Origin of the sequence: Bacillus tianshenii (assembly GCA_020524525.2) — a bacterium.
Lineage (GTDB): Bacteria > Bacillota > Bacilli > Bacillales > Bacillaceae_N > Bacillus_AV.
The window spans coordinates 338506-363499 of the sequence record CP129018.1 but is presented as its reverse complement, the minus strand read 5'-3'; the positions used below and the strand labels follow the sequence as shown (position 1 = coordinate 363499).

At 39.9% G+C, this 24994-nt stretch carries 26 protein-coding genes; 16 read left to right on the top strand and 10 right to left on the bottom strand.

Translation table 11 applies throughout. The features are described 5' to 3' along the window. Positions 1 to 159: 159 nt before the first annotated feature. The 6 genes from LC040_01730 (at position 160) to LC040_01705 (ending at position 6970) form a co-directional block, all read left to right on the top strand. On the top strand, positions 160 to 525 hold the full coding sequence (locus LC040_01730; protein ID WLR51649.1) for a hypothetical protein: 366 nt from the start codon (positions 160 to 162) through the stop codon (positions 523 to 525). Positions 526 to 804: 279 nt separating this feature from the next. Then, a complete protein-coding gene (locus LC040_01725; GenBank protein ID WLR51648.1) occupies positions 805 to 1998 on the top strand; it encodes a sigma 54-interacting transcriptional regulator in 1194 nt (397 codons plus the stop codon). 205 nt (positions 1999 to 2203) lie between these two features. Then, positions 2204 to 3202, top strand: a complete 999-nt coding sequence (locus LC040_01720) for a thiamine pyrophosphate-dependent dehydrogenase E1 component subunit alpha (GenBank protein WLR51647.1) — start codon at positions 2204 to 2206, stop codon at positions 3200 to 3202. Between the two features lie 34 nt (positions 3203 to 3236). Beyond that, complete coding sequence (locus tag LC040_01715) at positions 3237 to 4268, top strand: alpha-ketoacid dehydrogenase subunit beta (protein ID WLR51646.1); 1032 nt, start codon at positions 3237 to 3239, stop codon at positions 4266 to 4268. 68 nt (positions 4269 to 4336) lie between these two features. Next, positions 4337 to 5584: a dihydrolipoamide acetyltransferase family protein gene (locus LC040_01710; protein WLR51645.1), complete on the top strand. Its 1248-nt coding sequence runs from the start codon at positions 4337 to 4339 to the stop codon at positions 5582 to 5584. Positions 5585 to 5731: 147 nt separating this feature from the next. Beyond that, positions 5732 to 6970 carry a methyl-accepting chemotaxis protein gene (locus LC040_01705; GenBank protein WLR51644.1) on the top strand — a complete coding sequence of 413 codons (1239 nt, stop codon included), beginning with the start codon at positions 5732 to 5734 and terminating at the stop codon, positions 6968 to 6970. Positions 6971 to 7006: 36 nt separating this feature from the next. Here LC040_01705 and LC040_01700 read toward each other — a convergent pair whose 3' ends face one another. Together LC040_01700 and LC040_01695 are read right to left on the bottom strand one after the other, a co-directional pair. Continuing rightward, positions 7007 to 7390: a MaoC/PaaZ C-terminal domain-containing protein gene (locus LC040_01700; GenBank protein WLR51643.1), complete on the bottom strand. Its 384-nt coding sequence runs from the start codon at positions 7388 to 7390 to the stop codon at positions 7007 to 7009. Next, positions 7387 to 7824, bottom strand: coding sequence for a MaoC family dehydratase N-terminal domain-containing protein (locus tag LC040_01695; GenBank protein WLR51642.1), 438 nt, complete (start codon positions 7822 to 7824; stop codon positions 7387 to 7389). Before LC040_01695 ends, LC040_01700 begins: the two co-directional genes overlap by 4 nt. 190 nt (positions 7825 to 8014) lie before the next feature. Here LC040_01695 and LC040_01690 point away from each other — a divergent pair, with 190 nt between their 5' ends. The 3 genes from LC040_01690 (at position 8015) to LC040_01680 (ending at position 10824) form a co-directional block, all read left to right on the top strand. Further along, positions 8015 to 8446, top strand: coding sequence for a hypothetical protein (locus LC040_01690; protein ID WLR51641.1), 432 nt, complete (start codon positions 8015 to 8017; stop codon positions 8444 to 8446). A gap of 107 nt (positions 8447 to 8553) precedes the next feature. Continuing rightward, on the top strand, positions 8554 to 9750 hold the full coding sequence (locus LC040_01685; protein WLR51640.1) for a sodium:proton antiporter: 1197 nt from the start codon (positions 8554 to 8556) through the stop codon (positions 9748 to 9750). Between the two features lie 117 nt (positions 9751 to 9867). Continuing rightward, entirely contained in the window at positions 9868 to 10824 is a 957-nt protein-coding gene (locus LC040_01680; GenBank protein ID WLR51639.1) for a S8 family peptidase, read from the top strand. A gap of 16 nt (positions 10825 to 10840) precedes the next feature. On the opposite strand, the gene LC040_01675 is transcribed toward LC040_01680, so the two are convergent. Next, positions 10841 to 11455, bottom strand: a complete 615-nt coding sequence (locus LC040_01675; GenBank protein ID WLR51638.1) for a YitT family protein — start codon at positions 11453 to 11455, stop codon at positions 10841 to 10843. Positions 11456 to 11561: 106 nt separating this feature from the next. On the opposite strand from LC040_01675, the gene LC040_01670 reads away from it, so the two are divergent. Next, positions 11562 to 12431: an EcsC family protein gene (locus LC040_01670; GenBank protein WLR51637.1), complete on the top strand. Its 870-nt coding sequence runs from the start codon at positions 11562 to 11564 to the stop codon at positions 12429 to 12431. Between the two features lie 45 nt (positions 12432 to 12476). On the opposite strand, the gene LC040_01665 is transcribed toward LC040_01670, so the two are convergent. The 4 genes from LC040_01665 to LC040_01650 all read right to left on the bottom strand — a co-directional run bounded on the left by LC040_01665 (position 12477) and on the right by LC040_01650 (position 18526). Then, positions 12477 to 14504: a glycoside hydrolase family 55 protein gene (locus LC040_01665; protein WLR51636.1), complete on the bottom strand. Its 2028-nt coding sequence runs from the start codon at positions 14502 to 14504 to the stop codon at positions 12477 to 12479. Positions 14505 to 14732: 228 nt separating this feature from the next. Beyond that, positions 14733 to 15776: an oxidoreductase gene (locus LC040_01660; protein WLR51635.1), complete on the bottom strand. Its 1044-nt coding sequence runs from the start codon at positions 15774 to 15776 to the stop codon at positions 14733 to 14735. Positions 15777 to 15911: 135 nt separating this feature from the next. Beyond that, complete coding sequence (locus tag LC040_01655; GenBank protein WLR51634.1) at positions 15912 to 16793, bottom strand: copper amine oxidase N-terminal domain-containing protein; 882 nt, start codon at positions 16791 to 16793, stop codon at positions 15912 to 15914. Positions 16794 to 16897: 104 nt separating this feature from the next. Beyond that, a complete protein-coding gene (locus LC040_01650) occupies positions 16898 to 18526 on the bottom strand; it encodes an AarF/UbiB family protein (protein ID WLR51633.1) in 1629 nt (542 codons plus the stop codon). A 138-nt stretch (positions 18527 to 18664) separates the two neighbouring features. On the opposite strand from LC040_01650, the gene LC040_01645 reads away from it, so the two are divergent. Both LC040_01645 and LC040_01640 read left to right on the top strand, forming a co-directional pair. After that, the gene (locus tag LC040_01645; protein WLR51632.1) at positions 18665 to 19333 is read left to right on the top strand and encodes an SOS response-associated peptidase; all 669 of its coding nucleotides are present in this window, start codon (positions 18665 to 18667) and stop codon (positions 19331 to 19333) included. An 89-nt stretch (positions 19334 to 19422) separates the two neighbouring features. Further along, positions 19423 to 20031: a hypothetical protein gene (locus LC040_01640; GenBank protein WLR51631.1), complete on the top strand. Its 609-nt coding sequence runs from the start codon at positions 19423 to 19425 to the stop codon at positions 20029 to 20031. Positions 20032 to 20146: 115 nt separating this feature from the next. Here the strand turns inward: LC040_01640 and LC040_01635 are convergent, their stop codons facing one another. Then, positions 20147 to 20701, bottom strand: coding sequence for a phosphatidylglycerophosphatase A (locus tag LC040_01635; GenBank protein ID WLR51630.1), 555 nt, complete (start codon positions 20699 to 20701; stop codon positions 20147 to 20149). A 247-nt stretch (positions 20702 to 20948) separates the two neighbouring features. On the opposite strand from LC040_01635, the gene LC040_01630 reads away from it, so the two are divergent. The 4 genes from LC040_01630 (at position 20949) to LC040_01615 (ending at position 23567) form a co-directional block, all read left to right on the top strand. Continuing rightward, on the top strand, positions 20949 to 21674 hold the full coding sequence (locus tag LC040_01630) for an esterase family protein (GenBank protein ID WLR51629.1): 726 nt from the start codon (positions 20949 to 20951) through the stop codon (positions 21672 to 21674). A gap of 128 nt (positions 21675 to 21802) precedes the next feature. Beyond that, on the top strand, positions 21803 to 22318 hold the full coding sequence (locus tag LC040_01625; GenBank protein ID WLR51628.1) for a YjcG family protein: 516 nt from the start codon (positions 21803 to 21805) through the stop codon (positions 22316 to 22318). Between the two features lie 3 nt (positions 22319 to 22321). Further along, the gene (locus LC040_01620) at positions 22322 to 22747 is read left to right on the top strand and encodes a GNAT family N-acetyltransferase (protein WLR51627.1); all 426 of its coding nucleotides are present in this window, start codon (positions 22322 to 22324) and stop codon (positions 22745 to 22747) included. Positions 22748 to 22892: 145 nt separating this feature from the next. Next, complete coding sequence (locus tag LC040_01615; GenBank protein ID WLR51626.1) at positions 22893 to 23567, top strand: DUF421 domain-containing protein; 675 nt, start codon at positions 22893 to 22895, stop codon at positions 23565 to 23567. 33 nt (positions 23568 to 23600) lie between these two features. Here the strand turns inward: LC040_01615 and LC040_01610 are convergent, their stop codons facing one another. Together LC040_01610 and LC040_01605 are read right to left on the bottom strand one after the other, a co-directional pair. Next, positions 23601 to 24497, bottom strand: coding sequence for an MBL fold metallo-hydrolase (locus tag LC040_01610; protein ID WLR51625.1), 897 nt, complete (start codon positions 24495 to 24497; stop codon positions 23601 to 23603). A 37-nt stretch (positions 24498 to 24534) separates the two neighbouring features. Further along, positions 24535 to 24822 (bottom strand): hypothetical protein, encoded by a 288-nt coding sequence (locus tag LC040_01605; GenBank protein ID WLR51624.1) that lies wholly within the window; start codon positions 24820 to 24822, stop codon positions 24535 to 24537. Between the last annotated feature and the right edge of the window lie 172 nt (positions 24823 to 24994).

Genomic DNA, 24994 nt, shown 5'->3' with positions numbered 1-24994 from the left:
TTATTCTTAATACCATATGAGGAGATCCTACAAAAGGTCTATTTCATTCGCCTTTATTCGATAAATTTCTTGCCCTTTTGTTTTTCATGTACCTTTTCACTTTATACCTTGTCATAGTAAGATAATTGATAAGATTACAAGGTTAAAAGAGGTGAAATAGTGTTAAATCAACCACTCAAGAAAGATGTTTGGAAACGTTTTGTCACAGAAGGTGTACTTGATACAAACCGGATCAATAACCGAATAGAAGAATCGTGGTACCACTGCCGACATGCAATTGTCAATCCATTTGATGGGGTTGGGAAGACAATCCTCACTCAGAATGAACTAATGAAACAAAAACAAAAAAATCAACTGTTAATTGAATCAGCCATCCCAAGTCTCCAAAAGTTAAATCAACTCATGAGCCCTTCTCAAGCGATTACATTATTAATTGACCGAGAAGGATATGTACTGAAAATGCTCGGTGATGGACCAACAATTAGTAAAGCAAAAACGATTAACTTTACTGAAGGTGTGCAATGAACTGAGGAACAAGTTGGCACAAATGCTATCGGTACAGCTCTTCGCATAGACGAGCCAATTACCGTTATAGGAAATGAACATTATTCAGTTGCTTCACACCAATGGACATGTGCAGCGACTCCAATCCATGATGAAGAAGGAGAGATCGTCGGTTTATTTGATATTTCAGGTCTTATTGAAGATATTCCACACGAAAGACTGCTTGCCACTATTGTCATGGCGGCGTATTCAATCGAAAAACGCTGGCTACAGAATATAAAAGAAGATGAGCTTGAGTTAATGACATACATTGAACATGCCCACCTATCTCAATGTCCGACACTTCTTTGCAACTACAAAGAGCGAATTCTGTATACAAACGAACAATGCAAAGAGTTGTTACCTGTGAATGAAAACCTTTCAATAGACCAACTACCAAACAACAAAACAGAGATTCAATCAAGAACACCACTCTACTCTTCCAGACACAACCGAATTATTGGTTATTTCGTCGAACTCAATGTAAAGGCAAGACCGCTATCTCCTACACCTATTTCAACTTTTCATTTCAAAGGTGTCATTGGCTCAACACCTTCCTTTTTACACACGTTAAAACACACTGAGAAAGTCGCAAAGACAGAGATCGAAGTTCACCTTCATGGGGAAACGGGAACTGGTAAAGAAATCTTGGCGCGAGCAATCCATGAGAACAGTCCACGCCGAAACGAACCATTTATAGCCGTAAACTGTGGAGCAATCAAAGATAACTTACTCCAAAGCGAATTGTTCGGCTACGCACCTGGGGCCTTTACAGGAGCTAAACGAAATGGACATATGGGCAAGCTTGAACAAGCCAATTACGGAACAATTTTTCTCGATGAAATTGGGGAAATCCCACATGATATGCAAGTTGCCCTTCTACGCGTGTTACAAGAAAAAGAAGTCATTCCCGTCGGAGCTACGAATGGGGTTCCTTTGAATATTCGGCTCATCACAGCTACTCATAAAAATTTGCAGACACTTGTAAATGAAGGGATAATTCGGGAAGATTTTTTCTACCGTATCTATGGATTTCCGATTCAAATTCCTGCGCTTAGAGACCGACAAGCGGATATATCCGACTTTATTAATTATTATTGCTCCAAGCATGGCTGGAAGGTGCATTTTCCACCTAAGCTTCTTGCTCAATTTAAAGACTATCACTGGCCGGGCAACGTGCGTGAGCTTTTTACTGTGCTTAATCGGCTGAGAGTGCTGTATGAGAATGATCTACTTGTTAATCTCGACCTCCAATCTGTTTTATTCACACCCGCTAATAGTATGTCGGCATCTGAACAACAGCAATCAATCCAGCTTAATTATCGAGAACAGCGTGAAAAAGAGAAAATCATCTCAGCTCTTCATCATCAAGATGGAAACATTACAAATACAGCACAGTCTTTAAATATTTCTAGAAGCACTTTATATCGTAAAATGAAGAAATATAAGCTCTAGTCTTTGAAACAATATGAAACAAATTGACACAGTGATGCAAATTGTTTCACCTCAAACCATTCATTTTGTCTGAAAATTCCGTTATGTAAGCGTTTTCTGTTTTGGCACGGAAATTGCATTATTAAGGACAAAGGTGAAAAACACTACTTTTCCCCTTCCCAAACTTCTACTAAATGAAAACATTTGCTAAAGGAGGACATAATGAATGGCATTATCACAACCAGTTGAGAAGCCGGCATTGACAACAGAAAAGGCGAAATGGATGTATGAAAAGATGTGCGAAATACGTCGTTTTGAAGACAAGGTTCACGAGAAGTTCAGCACAGGCATTCTTCCAGGGTTCGTTCACTTGTATGCAGGTGAAGAAGCGATTGCGGTCGGTGTCTGTGCCCACCTTGACAATAAAGATGCGATTACAAGTACCCATCGCGGACACGGCCACTGTATTGCTAAAGGGTGCGACTTAAGCGGAATGATGGCAGAAATATATGGGAAAAGCACAGGACTCTGTAATGGAAAAGGTGGGTCCATGCATATTGCCGATGTTGAAAAAGGGATGCTTGGAGCAAACGGGATTGTCGGTGGTGGCTTTCCATTAGCAACTGGTGCAGGTCTAACCGCAAAGTTAAAACAAACAGGCGGTGTTTCTGTGTGCTTCTTTGGTGATGGGGCAAATAATCACGGCACCTTCCATGAAGGCATTAACCAAGCCGCTATTTGGAACCTACCTGTTATTTTTATTGCTGAAAACAACGGATATGGAGAGGCAACTCCTTTCAATTATGCTTCATCCTGCGAAAACATTGCAGACAGAGCGGCTGCTTACAACATTCCAGGTGAAATTGTCGATGGAAAAGATGTCGTCGCTGTCTATGAAGCAGCCCAACGAGCAATTGAGCGAGCTCGGGCTGGGAAAGGGCCAACACTAATTGAATGTAAGACATTCCGAAATTATGGTCACTTTGAAGGCGATGCGCAAACTTACAAAACAGACGAAGAACAAACGGAACATACAAGTGAACTTGATGCGATTGAGCTTTTCCGTAAATTTGTCATCAATCAATCTCTCGTAAGTGAAAATGAGCTTTCTGACATTGACAACAACGTTGAAACAGCGGTAGAGAAAGCAGTCGAATTCGCAGAAAGCAGTCCTGATCCATCCCCTGAAGAGCTGTATACAGATGTCTATGTCTCTTATAAATAAGTGTTAAACAAAATTTATGGAAGGAGTGGTTCTTTTGACAAGACAACTTTCTTTTGCAGATTCCATTAATGAAGCGATGAAATTAGCGATGCGACAGGATGAGGATGTTATTTTACTCGGTGAAGATGTAGCTGGTGGCGCATCAGTAGACCACTTACAAGATGATGAAGCATGGGGCGGTGTTCTCGGTGTTACGAAAGGACTCGTTACAGAGTTTGGCAGAAACCGTATCCTTGATACTCCGATTGCAGAAGCAGGCTACATGGGTGCAGCCGTATCAGCTGCTGCAACTGGGATGCGCCCGATCGCAGAGTTAATGTTCAATGATTTCATCGGCAGCTGTCTAGATGAAGTGATGAACCAAGGTGCAAAGCTTCGTTATATGTTCGGTGGAAAGGCAAAAGTACCGCTTACCGTCAGAACGACGCATGGCGCAGGCTTTCGCGCCGCTGCCCAACACTCTCAAAGCTTGTATGGTGTATTCACCCATATCCCTGGCATCAAAGTAGTCGTACCTTCAACACCTGCTGATGCAAAAGGTCTGCTTATGACATCGATTTTTGATGATGATCCAGTTATTTTCTCTGAAGATAAAACTCTTTACACGCTTAAAGGAGAAGTACCTGAGGGAGACTACCGTATCCCATTCGGACAAGCTGATATTAAGCGAGAAGGCGAGGATTTAACAATTGTCGCGATTGGAAAAATGGTTCATACCGCACTCGATGCGGCCCAAGCCCTAGAGGCGAAAGGAATAAGTGTTGAAGTTGTCGACCCTCGTACACTTTCACCATTAGATGAAGAAACAATCCTTCAGTCAGTCATGAAAACAGAACGCTTAATTGTTCTAGATGAAGCGACACCACGATGCAGTGCAGCTACAGATATTGCTGCAATGGTTGCTGATAAAGGATTTGATTACTTAGATGCACCAATTAAGATGATTACTTCACCACATACACCTGTTCCATTCTCACCTGCATTAGAAGATCTCTATTTACCTTCAAAAGAAAAAGTGATCGCCGTTGTCGGTGAAATCATCGGTGATGAAACGATGGCCGTTTAAGAGAAAAAGAAGAGCGTGCTTCTCCCCCACGCTCTTCTTCTAATTATCATCTGAAAGGAGCAATCAAAATGGCAACCCAAATCATTATGCCAAAGCTTGGTATGAGCATGAAGGAAGGGACAATAATCGAATGGCTGAAACAAGAGAATGAAGAAGTCTTAAAGAACGAGCCTGTTGCCGTTATTAGTTCAGATAAAATCGAAAAAGATATTGAAGCCCCTGAAGATGGATTTCTAATCAATATTGCAGCACAAACAGATGAGGTTGTGCCTGTGGGAAAACCAATCGGCTACATAGGAGCTCAAGGAGAAGATATAGAGCCTACAGTTGCGGCACCAGCAAATGAAGAATCAAAGCAAGCAGCTGGAGAAGCTGTAGCAGTACTCGACACTCCTGCTCCACCTAAGAAAAGTCCAGCACCACCAAAAGGAAAAGCTCGAATTTCCCCTGCAGCCCGAAAGCTCGCGAAGGCAAATAATATTGAAATCGAAAGCATCAGTGGTACAGGACCAAAGGGGCGTATTACACGTGCTGACGTCGAAAAGAAAATAAATGAACAACCAGAGCCTACACCATCTAAAGAACCTGTTACACAACCTGCTTCTCCACAACAAGCAACAACAGCTGAAGCTGAAATAAAACCTGTGTCAGGTATGCGCAAGGTCATTGCCAATCGAATGTTTGATAGCCTACAGCAAAGCGCACAACTAACCCTTACATCAAAAGCAGATGTAACCGACCTAATGGCGATCCAGAAGAAACTTCGTGAAAACCTTCAAGAAGGTGATGTAAAACTTTCGATTACAGATTTTATTGCCCGAGCAGTTACCCTAGCCTTACAAAGCCACAAGAATATGAATAGTGCATATATTGATGGAAAAATTTACGAATTTAAAGATGTTCATTTAGGAATTGCTGTTGCGCTTGAAAATGGTTTAATGGTACCTGTGATTGGTAACGCCGAAACATGTTCAATTAAACAACTTGCACAGCAAATTCGTTCATTAAGCAAGCGTGCCCGCTCTGGAGATTTACAGCCTGAAGAAATGAATGGCTCAACCTTTTCAATCACAAGTCTTGGTCACTATGGTATTGAATACTTCACGCCAGTTCTTAACCCTCCTGAAGCAGGCATTCTTGGTGTCGGTACAATTGAGTCTACACCAGTCTACCGTGGTGATGAATTGGAGCGACGAGAAATATTACCTCTCAGTCTCACCTTTGACCACCGTGTACTAGACGGTGCCCCTGCAAGTGAATTTCTAGCCGCTTTGAAACAACTGCTAGAAAACCCATATAAAATGATGATCGACTGAACGAAACTTGACGAAACAGCGAAAGCAAAATGCTTCCGCTGTTTTTACTTTTTATCGAAAAATGTCGAATAACACTCACGTTTGTCTATACCGATACTTTCTCTCATACATACCTTATTGATATAAAATAAAAATGAGGTGTGGAGAATGCTTAATAAGAGAAAAAAAGAAGTTTTGGTAAAAGAGCCACAGAAAGAAAAAAACGACGCGGAAATTATTCGATTATCAGACCAATTAAGACAATACAAAGACTTGTCTACCTTCAATCAAGCCCTTCTTTCGTATACGTTAGCACATACTGACTTAATCACGTTCCAGACATCCCTTAAGATTCAACATGTTGCAGATAAAGTAACCGAAATTGCGTCCATGAGTGAACAGATGAGTGCTATTATGGAAGACGTTTCTTCCTCTACTGAAGAATTAAATGTCAGCATGCAAGGCATTAAAGACACCTCTGTTCACATTATGGATGAACTTATCACCACATCAAAAGTAGGCAACGAAGTGAAAGAGCTTTTATATGACAGTGAACATCATATTCATCATTTACAAGAAGAACTTAATAATATTAACTACATTAACAAAAGTGTGGCTGAGATTGCTGATCAAACAAATCTACTTTCACTCAACGCGATGATTGAAGCAGCTCGTGCGGGTGAACATGGCAGAGGCTTTAACGTAGTCGCAAAAGAAGTTGGCAAACTTGCAAATCATACAAAGAAATCATTAAATGAAGTCCAGCACATCTCAAAGAAACTGGACAAAACCAGCAAATTGACCATAGATAATGTCCTAGGTGTGAAAACGTATTTTGATCAATTTCTTACAGGCCAACTGGAGCTATCTACAAAAATTGACCAAAATACAGACACGATTAAAGAAGCATCAAGCGCCCTTCATAACATCTCGAACGCTACCCAAGAAAACACCACTGCCATTGAAAACCTGTCTACCATTGCGACTGAGCTTGCTGAAACTAGCGACTTCTCACAATTAATCGAAACAGAAAAAGATAATCTCATTTCCACCGTTTCTTCAAGCTTCCGAGTGATTGAAGAAGAATCAGTTATCGGCATCCTTTCAGCTCGTCTTATCGACCACGCTCATTTTCTACATCATACGATTCAAATAGCTGGTAAAGGACAAAGGTTAAATAGCCATACAGAGTGTAACTTCGGAAAATGGTATTATAATAACTATCAACAGCATCGTCATCTACCAGGCTACAAGGCAATTGAACTTCCTCACAAAGCACTCCACGAAGCAGCACAACAGCTTTCAGACGAGCTCACAATCACTAATGCTGAACGCGTCGTTACAGAATCACAAAATATTTTAGAGGCATTTTTAATTGTGGTTAACGCATTCTTAGAAAATGATTAGTCTATCAAACGCCGGTTTATTCGGCGTTTTCTTCGGTTAATCCACTACTTCAAACGAACCTTTTAACTTCTGCTCTCCAGATTCATTTTCAACGATGACTTCTCCAACTAACCGCTCCTCTCCATTTACATGCTTACGATCAACTACATTTCCATGCACAGTTAACTTCTCACCAGGTGATGTCATTTTCGTAAATCGAACAGAGAAATTCCTTACACTTTTTCTAGGAAACCAAGTGGTTAACGCTTGTCCTGCAAACCCCATTACAAGCATGCCATGTGCAATCACATCATCAAACCCTGCTTTCTTTGCTATAGGAACCACGGTGTGAATCGGATTAAAATCACCTGAAGCACCTGCATATTGCACAAGTTGTGTATGAGTAATCGCTTGCTTTTCAATACTGCTTAACTCTTTCATTCTGTCTCCTCCTTCGTTTCAATGACAATAGAGCGACCAATCAGAACCTTCTCTTCAGCTTGATTGAAAAAATCCATCTGCAGCTTAACAATTGTTAACCGCTTCTTATCAACTACATCTGTCACATAACCAACTCCGCTAATCGTGTCACCAGCACAAACATCTTGAAGATATTCATAAGACTGTTCCCCGTGAAGCACCCGCAATAAATTCAAATCTAACTCTTCAATAATTGTTTCAAAATCAATACCTGCCCACATTTCAACGACTGTCGGAAATGTCGGCGGGATAGGAATATCTCTGAATCCTTCTTCTCTTGCAGTTTCAATATCCGTATATACGGGGTTCGAATCACCGATAGCCTGTACAAATTCTGCGATTTTACCCCGCTCAATCGTAAACGGTTTCAAAGGAAACGTTTTTTCTAAATTCAATTCTCCCACTCCTCTTTGTTTAGTTAATGCTGAGCTACATTTCCATTTTAAAGGCTGTTCAGGAAAGCTCACGAATGTTTTCTATAATAAATACTTACACTTTTTCCGCCAAAACCCTTTTTTAAAATTTGTCACACCACTGTGCCTATTGAATATGCTGACAATGAAACTTGAGGAGAGGTGGAAAAATATGCATAACAATCAGCACAATATGCAGATGCCTTATACACAATACACGGCACCCCAAGCACAACAACCAAATATGTATGATTATTGTAAAAAGAATATGTTGAAAATGATGATGGTACAGATGAATGATGGGACAATGTACGAAGGGATTATTGAAGATGTTGACCGTGATTATGTTTATATGCTCGTACCAAGTGGCGAAATGAAGCCAGAAAATCGCGAACTAGCTGAAGAAGAGCTTGTAGAGGAGGACACTCGGCAATTTGGACTTGGTGGATTTCCTTTTGGAGCTGGTGGTTTAGGAGGATTTGGCGGCTACAGTGGTTATGGAGGTTATCCTTTTGGAAGATATCCTCGTCGCTTCCGCCGCTTTAGACATTATCGGTTTCCGTTCTATGGAATCGGAGGCTTCTTCCATCCATTCTTTTATTAAGTATACAACGGAGCTGCATCTTTGCAGCTCTGTTTTACTTGTTTAATTGTCCACAAATATTGGGAAATGAAACATAAACAAGCAAACATGGAGGTCGAACCCGAACCATGCATTCTTATCAAGTTATTGCCCTTTTATTTATTGGATACATTATTTTCACAATCGACAAGAAGCAAAAGAACTTTCCCGTGCCAATGGTTCTTCTCCTAATTGGGATTGGACTTTCTTTTATTCCCTATTTTTCATCTGCACATGTAACGAAAGAATTAATCTTTAATTGGTTCTTACCTGCTCTCTTGTTTATTTCTGCCTATCAATTTCCTTTTTCTCATTTCAAAAAAAATATTGGACTGATCGGGATTTTAAGTACATTGGGTTTGATGTTAACGGCGTTTCTACTAGGTATCAGTATTTACTGGATTAGCATGCCATTCCTCTCTCTTTCATTTGTAGGAGCTATGTTAATTGCTTCAATGCTAACTCCAACTGACCCTGTTTCAGTTGTCTCAATCTTAAAAAACTCATCAAAGGACCCGACGATTGCAGATGTCGTTGAAGGCGAATCGATGGTAAATGACGGTACAAGCATTGTCTTATTTACTGTATTTGCTGGTATGTTTCTGAAGGACAATTCCTTCTCAGTCAGTTCATTTCTTACTGATTTTATCCTTGTTTCGCTTGGCGGTATTTTTATCGGTGTGGCCTTTGGCTGGTTCGTTAGTAAAGCTGTTCACTTTACCCATCACCGTCAATACCAAGTGATGCTCAGTATTGTACTAGCTTATGGAAGCTTTTATATAGCAGAGCACCTTGGTGTCTCTGGGGTCTTAGCCTCGGTTTCTGCAGGCATTATGCTTTCTTGGGAATTTGGACATACCATTAAGGAAACAGACTACCGTGAATATTTGGATGGCTTTTGGGAAGTGGTTGAACCAAGTATCTTGGCAATTATCTTTCTATTAATCGGTATAGAAGCAGCAAATTACCTTGTTTCAGAACAGTGGGGATTTGTACTTATCATCTTTGTCATTTCCTTGATTATTCGTTTCTTTGTACTTGCTGGTATTATCAAGCTGTTCCCAACATGGCGGAAGAAATTTGATTGGAAGGCAATTTCGTTAATCACATGGTCAGGCATTAAAGGAACGATGTCTGTTGCGTTATTGTTAAGCTTGAAATCAGAAAGCGGCTCAGACGCTGAAACAATTATGTCATTGACCTTTGGAGCCGTTCTGCTGTCACTCATCATTCAAAGTATGCTTATCTATCCCCTGTCCAGCCTATTTCAAAAGAAACACGCGTAGCAACTGAACAGATCTACCCTGAAACTTAAGCACCTGTTCCCCTACTGTTCGGTATGATAAAATTTAGCGAAAGTTCTGATATTTACCAGAGCTTACTATACAGAGGAGGGTTTGCGTATGGAGAATCTGATTCACTTAATCCCTTATAAGATTGAAGAGCAGCTAGATACCGTTAAAGAAATTCCAAACGGAGTAGAGTTGATTCAAGCCCCTCAGCTTTGGGAAGAAACACGCGGGAAAGGAATAACAATCGCTGTCCTCGATACAGGCTGCGATGTTAACCATCCAGATTTAAAAGACAGAATACTAGATGTAAGAAATTTCACCTCAGATGATAACGGTGATTCAGAAAATGTAACGGATTATAATGGACACGGCACACATGTCGCAGGAACGATCGCCGCTTCTGAAAATGATGCAGGTGTTGTCGGTGTGGCTCCTGAAGCAAAATTACTTATCTTGAAAGTGTTGGGAGCAAAAGGTTCTGGTCGCTATGAATGGATTACAGAAGCGATCAAATATGCAACAGAGCAAAAGGTCGATATTATTTCTATGTCATTAGGCGGTCCTGATAATCAAGCCGAACTCTATAAAGCCATTAAACAAGCAATTGAAAACAACATTCAAGTTGTCTGTGCCGCAGGAAATGAAGGAGATGCAGACCCGAAGACACCTGAGCTGTCATATCCTGGCGCTTATAATGAAGTCATTTCCGTCGGTGCCGTTAGCCTTCAACACGAATCCTCTGAATTCACAAACTCAAATCGACAAATTGACGTTGTTGCACCTGGTGAAAAGATTCTTTCAACTGTTCCAGGCGGCAAATATGCCAAGCTAAGCGGCACTTCAATGGCAACCCCTCACGTATCTGGTGCGCTTGCATTAGTTAAGGAACTGTCTGAAAAAGAATTTGAACGAAAGCTAACTGAAAGCGAACTGTATGCCCAGCTTATCCGCCGTACCGTACCACTCGGCTATGCCAAAACATTAGAAGGCAACGGTTTTGTCTATTTAACAGCTCCACAATTATTATCAAGACAAATTAGTGCTTCGGCATTAGGGGTTAAAATTTAGAAAAACAGGGCGGTCGTCAAGCTGATCGCCCTGCCCTTTCCTGTAGAGGCTTACTAAATGGATGCTGCATTTTGTCGATGAAATCAATTATTCTCGTACTTACCCACTGACACGCTAGTGCATAGCCAATAACTCTCAAATCTACAATAAGCCCTGTCGCAATTAAAATCGTTGTATTAATCCAGAAAAGCGTCCGGCCGGGTCTTGTGCCTTTTACCTTTGAAATAATTAACGCAAGGATATCCATTCCTCCAGAAGATGCGCCTCCCCGAAATAGGATACCAATGCCAATCCCAAACACAACCGCTCCTAAGCTAAGGTCGATTGCAATATGACCTAAAGGTTTTTCCATACTTAACTCATTTACAACAAATGCAGTCACACTCACACAATAAATAGTCCGCAGCGCGTTTCCTTTTCCAAGCCATTTTACGGCTGCAAATAACATAACAGCATTTAACAGCCAAAGTGTCACTGCATACGGCACGTGAAACAAATGGTGAAGGATAATGCTAAGCCCTGCCGCTCCTCCTGAAGAAATCGCATGCGGGAATAAAAACAAGGCCATCGCACAGCCTTGGATAACAGCACCTACCCCCAGTATCCCGTAACGCGTCAAAACTGAAACCATACAAACTCCCCTAGCTCTCTTTTTTTAACATAACGTATCATAAATGAAAGAAATTTTATAGGTGAGAATTTATGCGTTACTTTCTATTGAAAAGGGAAACGATTAAATGAAACGATCTCCGCATTCAATACGTATTACATTCAAAAAGGAAAGTGAGCGAAATAACTTGAGTGAATCAAAAGAGATTTTATTAAGTGAGTTGAAAACCATTGAAGAATGGGAAAGCGACCAGAAGAAATTATGGATTTGGGAGCGGATAGGTCGCCTTCCTTTCAAGCTGCTAGACCGCTTCACCCCAGAATTTATTCAACGGAAAATTGGCGTTATGCTTGATGAGCTCGGTAACTTCATTCAAAATGGCGGCCAATATTTAACACAAGAAAAAGTGATTTTCAGGAAGCTTTCAGGTGAGTCGAACAAAGAAATTACAACATATGAACAAATATCAGAGTTACCGTTGGAAGTAATGAAAGCCGTTGGGGAGAGCATTCAGAATAACCGCCGTAATGTCGCGACCGTTCAAGGGGCTACGACAGGAGTTGGCGGGCTATTTACACTTGCTATTGATATTCCAGTTCTCTTAGGAATGACGTTAAAAACACTACAGGAGATTGCCATTGCCCACGGCTATGACCCAAACGAACGAAGTGAACGAATCTTTATCGTAAAATGTTTGCAATTTGCTTCTGCTGATATTGTTGGGCGTCAATCTATTCTAAACGAACTTTCCGCTTACTATGGAGAGAAAAAAGAAACAAAAGAAATGATGTCTCAACTACAAGGCTGGCGCGAAGTCGTCTATACATATCGAGATCAATTTGGCTGGAAGAAGTTATTGCAAATGGTGCCAATCGCAGGGATTATCTTTGGTGCTTTCACAAACCGTTCAATGATTAACGACATTTCTGAAACTGGCAACATGCTTTATCGTAAGCGGAGAGTGTTAGAGCGACTCGAAACCAGCCGAAATGGATAGATGCAAAAGGGCTGTGGAGACAAAATGTCTACACAGCCCTTCATATTATCGAGTTACTTGAATAGAGAGTGGGTCGCTTAACACTCCATATGCTGGGTCAATTGAATATACCTCATACGTTGAGGTGTTATCTGTCGTAATGATATCTTCTAGCATCCGTTCAGTTAAGTGCTTGCCAATCACTTTTCCATCACGTTTTACGAGATATTTGTAAGAATCTACATAGGTTTCCCAATTAACCTTGACTACTCCATTCATTTTTTCAGCTTTAACTGATTTAGGTGCAAAAACTCTTCGTGTAGGTGTGTTGGCATACGTATTTTTCATAAGAAGCACATCACTTGTACCTACATCACGAATGTCTACCCCAGAAATAGTTGACCATTTATCGAAGGTACTGTTCTCGACATTAAGAGATTTTAGGTTAAGAAAACTATTTGTCCAGCCTCCTTTTTCATGCAAACCGACAAAGTTAGCATTCATAAGATTGACATTTCCACCCTGTAAAAACTGAACTCCTGCATTGAAGCTGCCAATTTCAAACGTTGCTCCATCAACAGAGATGTTTGTGTCGCCATCTGTAAATGTATAGAATGCTTTTTCCAAATCAGAATGATACGTTCCTCCGTTAACGATGATATCATTCACACCAAGACGCGTGTTAGACATCGCCCGTAGACCTAAGGCTATTCCTTCTTTCGCAAACACATAGTTATCATTTAGTTCGAGTCTTCCAATATGGATGTTTGTATCATCGGTCGTACGTGGTTTTATCCATATACCAGATTGAACGGCATTAATTTCATTTCTTTGAATACGGATGTTTTTCACAAAAATATCCTTCATATATCCTTCTATCCGGATACCGTACCCCTCTGACTCCATAATATTATCTTCAATTACTAAATCATCCATATCTTGAATCAGCTTCACAAATAATGTTGCATCATCACGGTTGAAGTGATGAACTTCATTCCCTTTAAACGTTAAGCTCTTCCCACCGATACTTGCACCGGCAAGCATTAAGTTATTTTGAATTGTAATATTTTCAACATTTGAGTGTGTGTTAAAAGAACCGAGATAGTTATTTTCCTCACCACGATAGCTGTCAAAAACATTATTTTGCACAAGTATATCCCGCACAGGTTCTTGACCACCTAGTGTCATACCGTGATGGCCACAGACAAGCTCATTGTCTTGCACCGTCACATCTCGAACAGCAGAAGCTAGTACTAAGCCATAGCTTGTCCCTGTGCCTGGGTAAAAACAGTCAGTTGTTTTATTTCGCTCGATTATACCACCATACGTATAATTAACAGCTAAAGCTCGTTCCCTTGCCCCATCTGCATTTACATTTCTCAGTTCAATATCATGTGCATATTCAATTACAAGACCTTGGTCATTAGAATTACGTTTAATTGCTAATCCATCAACTATAACTTTCGGCATTTGCAATAATACAACTTGCGTAGAACGGGCGATATATGAAGAAGACAATGGTTTCTCTAATTGAATACTGCCTCCACTTACAGCACTTACTTTTGCTAGTTCACCAGTAATATAATAATCACGAGAAAGGTTAAACTTATCTGACGAAGTGATTAACACATAATCTGCTTCTGTCACGTTCAAACCTGCTTCAATAACTGTATTACCTTTAAGAATATCTTTACTTAATTGTGCAGCTTCTTTCCGGTAACCACCTAATCGAATTAACGTTCGTGCAATTGAATTTTCCCCATCAATTACAGCGTTTTCATCTGATAAAATTGTTAGATCGTTATCTAGCTCTACAGAAATACTCCCATTTACAACATAGGTTCCAGCTGGAAAATAAACTGTACCTCCACCGTTTGAATCTATTTGTTCAATGGCTTTCACAATTGCATAAGTATCATCTTGCTCGCCATTACCTTTAGCACCAACATCTTTTACATTTATATACTTAGAATAAAGACTTTCTACCCCACTATTTGTACTTTCATTTCCCATAACAGAAGCACTCTCAGCCCCAATGTATGTAGGCATAATGAAACCTATAAGTAGTATAAAAATGATGATATGCCTTCCCATCCCCATCTACCCCCTGCTTTTGATGGTTTTATTATACTGGTTATTTAAACCTATTAAAAGTCATTTAATAGAAATAAATGTGATAATAGTGTTAAAAGAATGTTACTGGATTATGACTTCTAATAATGGTTATTATCTAGGTCTTTTTGTTCAAAATTTTCAGGGGGTTTTGTGTAAAGAAGGTTTTTGAAAACGCATAAAAAAAGAAGCTGCCAAATGACAGCTTCTCTATAAATAAACGGCTCTCTTCTCCTGACTACTTCTAAACGCCGCTTCTATCAATTCAATTGTTCGTAACCCATCTTCTGCTGAAACCGGTACAGGCTGATTGTTTCGAATGTGTTGATACACTTGTTTATAATAAGCAGGATAATATCCAGGGACTGTTTCAACTATTCTTTCCACATCTTCTCCAGCTTTTTCTTGAATAAGACGACCATAATGCTCCGGTTTATCTACTCCCCACTCTTTTTTATCTGATGGGAGTTCGCCTTTTTTCAGAGCTGCTTCCTGACTGTCACTCCCATATTTGATGAAGCTACCTTTTGTTCCGTGTACTTCAAATTTCGGCCCAGCACTTTTTACAAATGAACTAGAATGTAGCATGACTCTTAGACGTTCGTACCCAAGAATAATATGAAAATAATCATCCGTCTCCCCTTCATCACGCTGTGCAAGCACATCTGCCATAACAAAGTTCGGGGACCCAAATAAATGAAGCGCTTGGTCAATTAAGTGGGAACCGAGGTCGTAAAGCATCCCTGAACCTCTGCCCTTCTGCTCCCTCCAACGCTTGCGTACATGTGGGCGAAAACGGTCAAAATGTGCTTTATAAGACATTACTTTTCCTAGCTCACCGTTCTCAATTACCTGCTTAATAGTGAGAAAATCATTGTCCCACCTTCGATTGTGATAAACACTTAACATGACTTGTTGTTTCTTCGCAAGCTCAATTAATTCTTTCGCCTCTTCCTGCTCAATAACCATCGGCTTTTCAATAACAACATGTTTTCTATGTAAGATACTTTGTTTTGCCATTTCGTAATGAAAAGTGTTTGGTGTCGTAATTACAACTAGTTCAATCTCAGGGTCCTCAACGATTTCATTTATTCCGGAAACAACTTCTGCTTTCCCTATATCTTGCTTCACGAGCTCAGGCTTTGAAGAAAGAACTTTTGTTATATCAAATTCATCCAGATCCTTCAAAAGCGGCGCATGAAACGTTCTCCCTGAAAAACCATAACCAATTAAACCAACTTTGACTGTATTCATAAAGGCCTCCTTGCTGTCTTTTCAATTCTGCCCTCCCACTATAACACCTAGGGCTTACTCTGAGCATGAAAAACGCCTGCACACAAAAAAAGCTTGAAAACCATACTAGAGGTCTCCAAGCTTAGTCGCTTATTCTTAATTTTCTTTAATGTAAATGCCTTGAATTGTTTCATTTTGACCAGGTGCCGAAACAATGGCTTTGTATGCATAATCAGCACTATAATAGACCATTGCAAAATTATCATTGAGATTTGTCGTTTGGGCAGAAGCAGGCTGTGCTCCTACTACCTCAACAAACTTTGAGGGTGTCATTCCATCTGGAATTTCATAATACATAATTCCCGTAATCGGGTCATCGTCACCGTCATTTACATATGCTACTGTTGGAGAGCATGAAACGTCTGAAAGAAGCATTGCATACCCGCCGCCCCCTTCGTACTTATCAACAGGCTCACCGTATTTTGCAATAATTTCACCTTTTGTTGGAGGGTTTTCCATTGAAAAAGGACATGTTTGGAATGAACCTTCTTCTAAAGATGATAAGAAACCTTCATTAATGACTGCATGCTCACCTTCATTAGCATTAGCTGTTCCGAACTTCACAATTGCTTCTTTTTCACCTAATTCATAACCAGCGATTCGATTATCGCCATCCCAATAGACATAACCACCAAATGCTTCCGCTGAAGCCCGCAATGGCATCATCGTATGGCCATTATGTATGAAAGCTGCTGCATCAATCGTTTCTTTTTCTCCATTTTTAACTAGATACTCTTCCCCAATTCCCATCTTCACAACATCGTTATTGAGATAAGCTGTAGCTGTTTTCGTTTGATTATCCCATGTGATTGTTGCACCCATTGACTCAAAAAGGGCTCTCATCGGTAAATAGGCTCTACCCTCTTTAATAACGCCTCCATCCAAAGAAGCAGGGGCAGCCTGTATACTTGGCGGAAATAGAAAAGCCATTGCTAGCATAACGCCAAATAGAGCCCCAAGTCTTATATGCTTGTTCATTTACTTTCTCCCCTTTCTATATACTATTCGTCACAAGACTATACATACTTTTTACCACAATACCCTAAAACTAAACTGATTTTCCTGTATTTATAGGGTTTTCTTCATTCTTCTTTTTTCACCTTATGGGAAGCACGTAGATAGTTCAGAAATGTAAATAATGAAATACCGCCAAACCAATACATAACAAGCCACTTTTCAAAAAATAAGCCAACATGAAGAAAGGTAAAAGGAATTAGGAAAAAAATAAGAGCATCACGCTTTTTCGAAAGCATCGTCTCATGAATCCGTTTCTTTTCTGCATCAGCTTGCTTACGCTGCCTTTCCCGGCGAGGTTCTTCAAGCAGGTCATCCAGCTTATACGGAAGGCGAACGAAAGCTTTTCCTGCTTTCACCACGACACCTTGCCAATTCAATTTGTCTTTGTCCTCGGTCCCAGTGGTCACCCATTGTGAAATCACTGGCTTTACCATATTGAACAAATCTGCCTCTGGCTCAATCACATAAATAACGCCAATTAAAGTAGAAACGGCCTTACCGAAAAAAGCAAATTCACTTGGCATTTGGAGTGGCTCTTTCTGTACGACATGAATAATATCTTCCATTAGTTGTTCTACCATCCTACTGTCGGCATGGGCAAAGTTCATCTCTTGGTATTCCTCTACGATATGGCGAATCATCTCTTGAAGAATGGACCGATCAGCATGCGGAAGCAAAAAGCGCAAATCTTCTAGTGCATCAACGACAAGGTCATACCGTTCCATCACCACACCTTCAACCGCTTTCTGGACTGATTTGCGGTCTGCTTCTTGAATTGTTCCGATCATCCCGAAATCAAGCAGTACAATCGTACCGTCCTGCTTAACTAGTATATTTCCACCGTGCGGGTCAGCATGAAAAATGCCATCCTCTAACAATTGCTGAAGAAACAGGCGTAACAAAAGATCGGCTACTTCTTTTCGATTTAATTGATGTTTGTCCAAATAAGCTGTATCCGTTATCTTCTTCCCTTCTTTCCAATCCATTACAAGCACACGCCTCGTTGAAAGCTCTTCATAATAATCTGGGATTTCTACACTTGGGTCTTTCTCAAACCTACGCCTGAAAGCTTGACCATTTTGCATTTCTTTACGAAAATTCAACTCACTGTTAATGACCCGCTTTATTTCACGATAGAGAGCAGGAAGATCAGTTTGTTTCCCCATTTTTGTGAAACGATTTGCAAGCCACATAACGAACCGAATCGCCTTGAAATCTGTTTGAATAATCTGCTCAATACCAGGTCTTCGGATTTTCACAGCCACTAATTCCCCTGTATGAAGCCGAGCTTGGTACACTTCACCAATCGAGGCTGAGGCAACAGGCTCATCTGAAATTTCTGTGAGAATCGTCGTATAATCGCCTTCCCATTCTGTTTCGATTACTTTCTTTGTTTCTTTCCAACCGACTGGAGGAACATGATCAGTCAAGTCTTCAAGCTCTTGTATAAATGTTCTCGGCATCATATCCGCTCTTGTAGACAGAAACTGACCAAGCTTAATAAGCAGCCCTCCTAATGCAAGCGCTGTTCGTTTATACTGTTGAGCTTGTTTTTTCACAAGCTCATTCCATTTCTCTTCCTTGTCTTTCGTCCACTCCCCGCGATTTGTTCGTTTGAAGTATGTCACTTGCAGAAAGAAACGGATTGCCATCCACACAATCCGATAAATGCGGTATAAAGAAAAATGCTTCATCCGTGCTCCTCCTTCTTATGTAGCAATCAAGCTCAATCAATACTTTGTAACTATTTCCCTTAATGAATCTTTTTTAAGCATAGCTCTGCGGACATTTTCGGTATAATAACATTAATGAATTGGAGGAGGGTATTCCTAATGTGCGGAAGGTTCACATTATTTCATTCTTTAGAACAAATTATTGAACGATTTGAAATTGCAAACGCCAATGAACTCTCACTTTCAGCAAGCTACAATATTGCGCCAACTGAACATGTTCTGACTGTTATTAATGATGGGAAGAATAACCGCGCAGGCTTTCTCCGCTGGGGGCTTATTCCTTCGTGGAGCAAGGATCCTTCCATTGGAAATAAAATGATTAACGCACGTGCTGAATCAATCGATACAAAGCCTAGCTTCAAACCACTTCTAGCTAACAAGCGATGCTTAATAATTGCAGATGGGTTTTATGAATGGAGAAAAGAAGGAAGTACGAAACAACCATACTATATTACGCTAAAGAATGGCGGTTTATTCGCATTTGCAGGCCTGTGGACAAAGTGGCAGCAAGCAGAAAAACAAGTAAACTCCTGCACAATTATAACGACTGAACCGAATGATTTAATGAGTGAACTTCATAGTCGAATGCCCGTTATCTTACCTACAGATAAAGAAGCAAAATGGCTGAATCGTTCTGAAACTAACCCTTCTAGCTTGAAGGAATATCTCATACCTTATAACAGCCAAGAGATGACAGCTTATCCTGTTTCTACGAAAGTAAATTCAGCAAAAAATAATAGTCCTGACTGTATAGAGGAAATAAATTAAAGACACATATTGACAATATCAGCAGCATTCCTTATTATTAATATGAATTTTCATATTAATAATATATTGTTTTAGGGAGAGTGCTCACCTTGAAGAGACAAAATGTATGGCTTGTTCGGCCTTTACCACATGGATCAAACCATATGCAAGATTTTTTGCGAAATGATATTGTAGCAGTTGGTTATCCTGTTGGTGAAGACCTTTCCCAATACGGATACAGTGAACTTCGCTCTATTCTTAAGCGACATCACTGGGAAGAAGGTATTGGAAATGTGAACATCCTTGTTCACTTAATGGAGCCAGATGATCTTATTATTGTGCCTGATGATAATAAGAAGGACGTCTATTTCGGTAAAGTAGTCAGTGAATATATTTATAATCCAACATTTGATGAGGACAAACCAGGTTCAGGATATCCACACCAACGTAAAGTCGAATGGTTCTTCAATAAAAAGCCAATACTGCGCTCAGATTTACCTGAAAGCTTAAAAGGCTCTCTCCGTTATCCCGGAACTGTTGCAGATATTACAAAGCACAACAATGTGATCCACGAAATTTTGTATCATGAATCACTTCCAGAAACACAAAATGACTTGCGCGATGAAGCAAAGCAAGTGCTTCGCCAATTACTGCAAAGTGAAAAAGAAGAAACAAGATTAAAAGCTGCTGAAATCATACTGCAAAACATTCCATATTAAATAGAACAGCTCTGCTGTTGATTTCCGCTGAGCACGTATCTGCGCCTTCTGCTATAATCAACAACAAATAAAAAAATGCCTGCTAGTATTCAAACGCTAGCAGGCATTTTTTCAATTAACCGATTCGTTCCTCTTTATCACGTTTTTGAATTTCTTCATCGCGCAGCTCCTCTTCACGGTCTCGCGTTCTGTGCGCGAGGCGGCTGGCTGCATTGGCTGCAATGCTGGCAACAAGGTCATCTAAGAAGGTATGAACGCCTTCTCCTGACTTTGTATCAAGTTCTTTAATAATCCCTACCTTCTGCTTGTCTAGATGACCATATGTCGTAACTGCAATGCTTCCATAGCCAAACACAGCACCAAGTGCGATTGTTTCATCTACTCCAAATAACCCTTCATCTGTTTCAACAATTGATTGAAGCGGCTCAGAAAGCATATTTTTTTCAGCAAGCTTATCTAACTCAACTCCTACTAACACAGCATGCTGAATTTCACGCTTTTCAAGAACAGCACTTACACTCTCCAGACATGTTTCTATCTTCAAATCTTCATTATAAGGTTTTTGCATTTGGTACACGATATCTGCAATCGCATCAAGTGTTACCCCACGCTCATGCAGTAAGCTTTTTGCAGCAGCTTCTACTTCACGACTGTGCACTCTCTTTCTCAACTTGAACTTCCCCTCTCTATACTGGTTTCTATTTTTCTATAAAGATTCCTATATTATATCATTTTCCGAATTTTTCTGATATGAAACGACACCTAATTTCAGCAAAAGCATTAAACATACCTTGTATGTTACAATATAAAAAGCGTTTATGTTGAAAAGAAAATTAAAAATATTTTATGATGGATAATAGAAATCTAACTTTTTGCAAACGCTTTAATCAGTAGATCAAGTAATGGAGGACGTCACAATGGATCGAGGTAAAATTGTTGAAGATCGTTTTCACAGTAAAGCGCTTGACGAAGAAGTAGAGCTTATTACTTACTTCCCCCCTTCGTATTCGCCACTGTACAAATATCATATTGTTGTCGCGCAGGATGGGCGTGATTATTTTAACTTAGGGCGACTTGCGACAACAGCTGATAAGCTATACAACGAAAGAGAAATTGCAAATGCAATCATTATTGGCATCCCTTACAAAGATAAATACGACCGACGTGATAAATATCATCCAAATGGTGAAAAGAACTCTGCCTACATTCGCTTTCTAGCCCACGAGCTTGCTCCATACTTGGATGAAAAATATACGACATATCAGATGGGATATGGCCGTGTACTAATGGGCGATTCACTTGGAGCAACAGTGTCACTTATGGCTGGATTATTGTATCCGAACACATTCGGTAATATTGTCATGCATTCACCATTTGTAAATGAAGAGATCATTGAAAAAGTGAAAAGCTTTCCGAACCCATATTTACTAAATCTCTATCACATTATCGGTACAGGTGAAGATAAAGTGAAAACAACGGATGGGACAATTAAAGACTTTCTCACTCCAAATCGCCAGTTAAGTGATGTGATTGAAGAACGTGGTTTCGATTACTTCTATGAAGAGTTTGAAGGCAATCACATGTGGCGCTATTGGCAGCCTGATATTGCCCGCTCCTTACAGCACATGCTTGTCTATATTTAAACGAGAAGTATGAAAATTCTTGAAAATTTGATATAATAGTAAAGAAATTCTGTTCAAGCATCGAATATTCTACTTAAGACAAATCATTATTCTGCACCACCCTTTAACGACATTAGGAGGGAAAACAAATGAAATATGGAATCGTAATTTTTCCAGCGAAAAAACTACAAGATACTGCAAACTCCTATCGCAAACGCTATGATCCGCATTATTCTTTAATTCCACCACATTTAACAGTGAAAGAACCTTTTGAAGCGGAAGATGATGAAATTAAGAAGCTTGCAAAAGAACTGCGTACCATTTCAAAAAAAGTAAACCCTTTCTCATTTCAAGTGTACAAAGTAAAGTCATTTCATCCGACTACAAATACCATTTACCTTGCAGTGAGAGCAGACGAGGAATTATCAAAGCTTCATGAAATGACCCACAGTGGAAGCTTCAAAACAGAAAAAACATTTACGTTTGTACCACATATTACAATCGGCCAAAAGCTTTCTGATCAGGAGCATTCCGACGTCCTTGGACGCTTTGAGATGATGGATATGAATCATGAGGAAACGATCGACCGCTTCCATCTACTCTATCAGCTTGATAATGGTTCTTGGACTGTATATGAGACATTTCACCTTGGAGAGGATCTCTAAGTTATGAAAGTGGAACGCGTCACAACAAAGAAACAACTTGAAGATGCTTATTACGTCAGAACAGAAGTTTTTGTAAATGAACAAAACGTTCCTGAGGAAGAAGAAATTGACCAATTTGAAGAAGAAGCTGATCATTTTGTGCTCTATGATGCTGACAAGCCTGTAGGAGCAGGACGTTGTCGTGTCGTGGATAACATGCTGAAGGTTGAGCGCATTTGTGTGATGGCATCTCATCGCAGCAAAGGTGCAGGCTCCCTTATTATGAAAGCTTGCGAAGAAGTAGCCACAGAAAAAGGCATTAAAGCGTTGAAGTTAAATGCACAGACCCAAGCTCAGCCTTTCTATGAACGACTTGGCTACGAATGCACATCAACTGAGACATTTTTGGATGCTGGTATTCCTCACGTAACGATGAAAAAAGCATTATAAGCTTACACTACACAAAAACGACCATTCTCGGTCGTTTTTTTATTACAACTTTTTCGACATTATTCGTTTTTTAGGTTCTCCACTCATAATATTCCTGTTTTATCACAAGCTATCTATACACTTTTAAAATAAGCAGGTGAAAGAAGTGGAGTACGGACAGACGGCAATTGAACTCGTTATCGGCTTTATCGCCTTATTCATTACCACAAGACTACTTGGAAAATCACAAATTACTCAAATTACAACTTTTGATTTCATCTCCGCCCTTGTTCTTGGGGAACTAGTCGGCAATGCGTTATACGATTCAAATGTAGACATCTTTCAAGTCTTATTTGCAATTGCCTTATGGACCATCCTAATTTATTTAATTGAAGTCCTTACCCAAAAATTCAAACGAACACGTCATTATCTTGAGGGGCAGCCTGACATTGTCATTCGAAAAGGAAAAATTGAAAGAGAATCATTAGCAAAGGCAAACCTAGACATTAATCAGCTTCAACACCTCTTGCGGTCAAAGGATGTATTTTCATTACGTGAAGTGGAATATGCACTACTTGAAACAGACGGTACGATCAGTGTCCTAAAAAAATCAGGAAACGCGACACCAACTAGAGATGATTTGAACTTACCAAATGAAAAGGTCGTCCTCCCTGTTACATTTATTCTCGATGGGGAAGTAATATGGGATAATGTTCATTCCTCTGGTTTTGATGAAAAATGGCTTAAAGGGCAAATCCAAACTCACGGAGCAGCGAACTTTGCACATGTGTTGTATGCAGAATGGAAAGAAGGGGAAGCACTGTATGTGGAGACTTTTTAAGAAAATAAATAGCACACCCCATAATGGAATGTGCTATTTCAGTTGAACCCATAATGTATAATCATGAACCGTTATGTCAGCTTCTCCTGCATAAAAAAGATAGGCTACATAAGCAGTTACAGCTGTTCTAAACAAGGCCCAAGAAGAAAGGTGTGGGATTTTCACCTTCCATTCTCTACACAAGGCACGTACAATTGTTTCCTGGCTACAACCATTTTCATATGTACGTAAAATCTTGCGCAAGCTTTCAATTATGTGTAAGTGATAGGCAATATTCGCTTGTACCGTCTCATGGAAATTTTCTTCATACACCCCATGGCCTGGCACAGCACCTTTACATGACACACTTTTCACTCGTTCAAGTGATTCAATTGTTTTCTTTGCATCCGTAATGTATGGAATCTTATGCTTATGTAAATTCTCTGTTGAAAAATAACTATCGGCGGCGTACAGCACATCATTTATTAACAGTGCTGCTTGATATGCACTATGCCCAGGAAGAATAAGGCACTCAAAAGAAAACCCGTCAACTGTATGTATGCCTTCATCAATCACTTGATCAATACGAATTGGAGAACCCTCTAAGAATTTATTTCGTAGCTCTGGGAGTGGTTCATTGCCTTGAAACAAATACATCGGCTCTAAGACGGGATAACGCAAAATTGCCTCTTCTAACGGTGGAGCCATCGTATACAAGTCGTTTTGCGCTTGCAAAAAAGCCGCTCCCCCGAAATGATCCGCATGAGCATGCGTAATAAACAAATGGGTAAGCGGCAGTTCTTCCTGCTTTAATTTTTTTAAAACCTTTTTCGCTGTTGATTGATCTAAGCCTGCATCAATCAGCATTCCCTTCTCGCCATTTCGAACATACCCAATATTTACTGCACTATTGAAATACCAGCATGAATCCTTTATCTCTCTAAATTCCATAAGCCATACCCCTTTATATCTACTAAAATCTTCTATGTTATACGTATTCGTTAAAGTTCAGTCCTCTTCCTGTTATTTCAGCAAAATAAGTATCAACAATTTCATCTTCTACTTCTTTAACGAGGTGATCATAATTCATTTCACGCGGGATTCTTGCTCCGGCTCTGTTGAAGTCATATAGATCTTCCTCATTATTACGTCTTACATTTCCATACCTTGCAACGCGTTCAACAGGCTCAAGCGGAAATTGTGGCTTATCCTTACTCTCTTCACGCTTACGATATTCTCGGTATTGCTGGTGATTAATTGGTAAAATATAGCCCATGATGTACACCTCCCTCGCTTTTCTTTCCTTCACTAAAAATTATGCAAATATTGCGATTAGTATTCACTAAAATAATACCCTTCCTATAGTGAATATAAACGCAAAACAGAAACAAATTTCCTAAAAACCATTGACATCAACACCAAAAATATAGTATGAAACAGGCTATTGA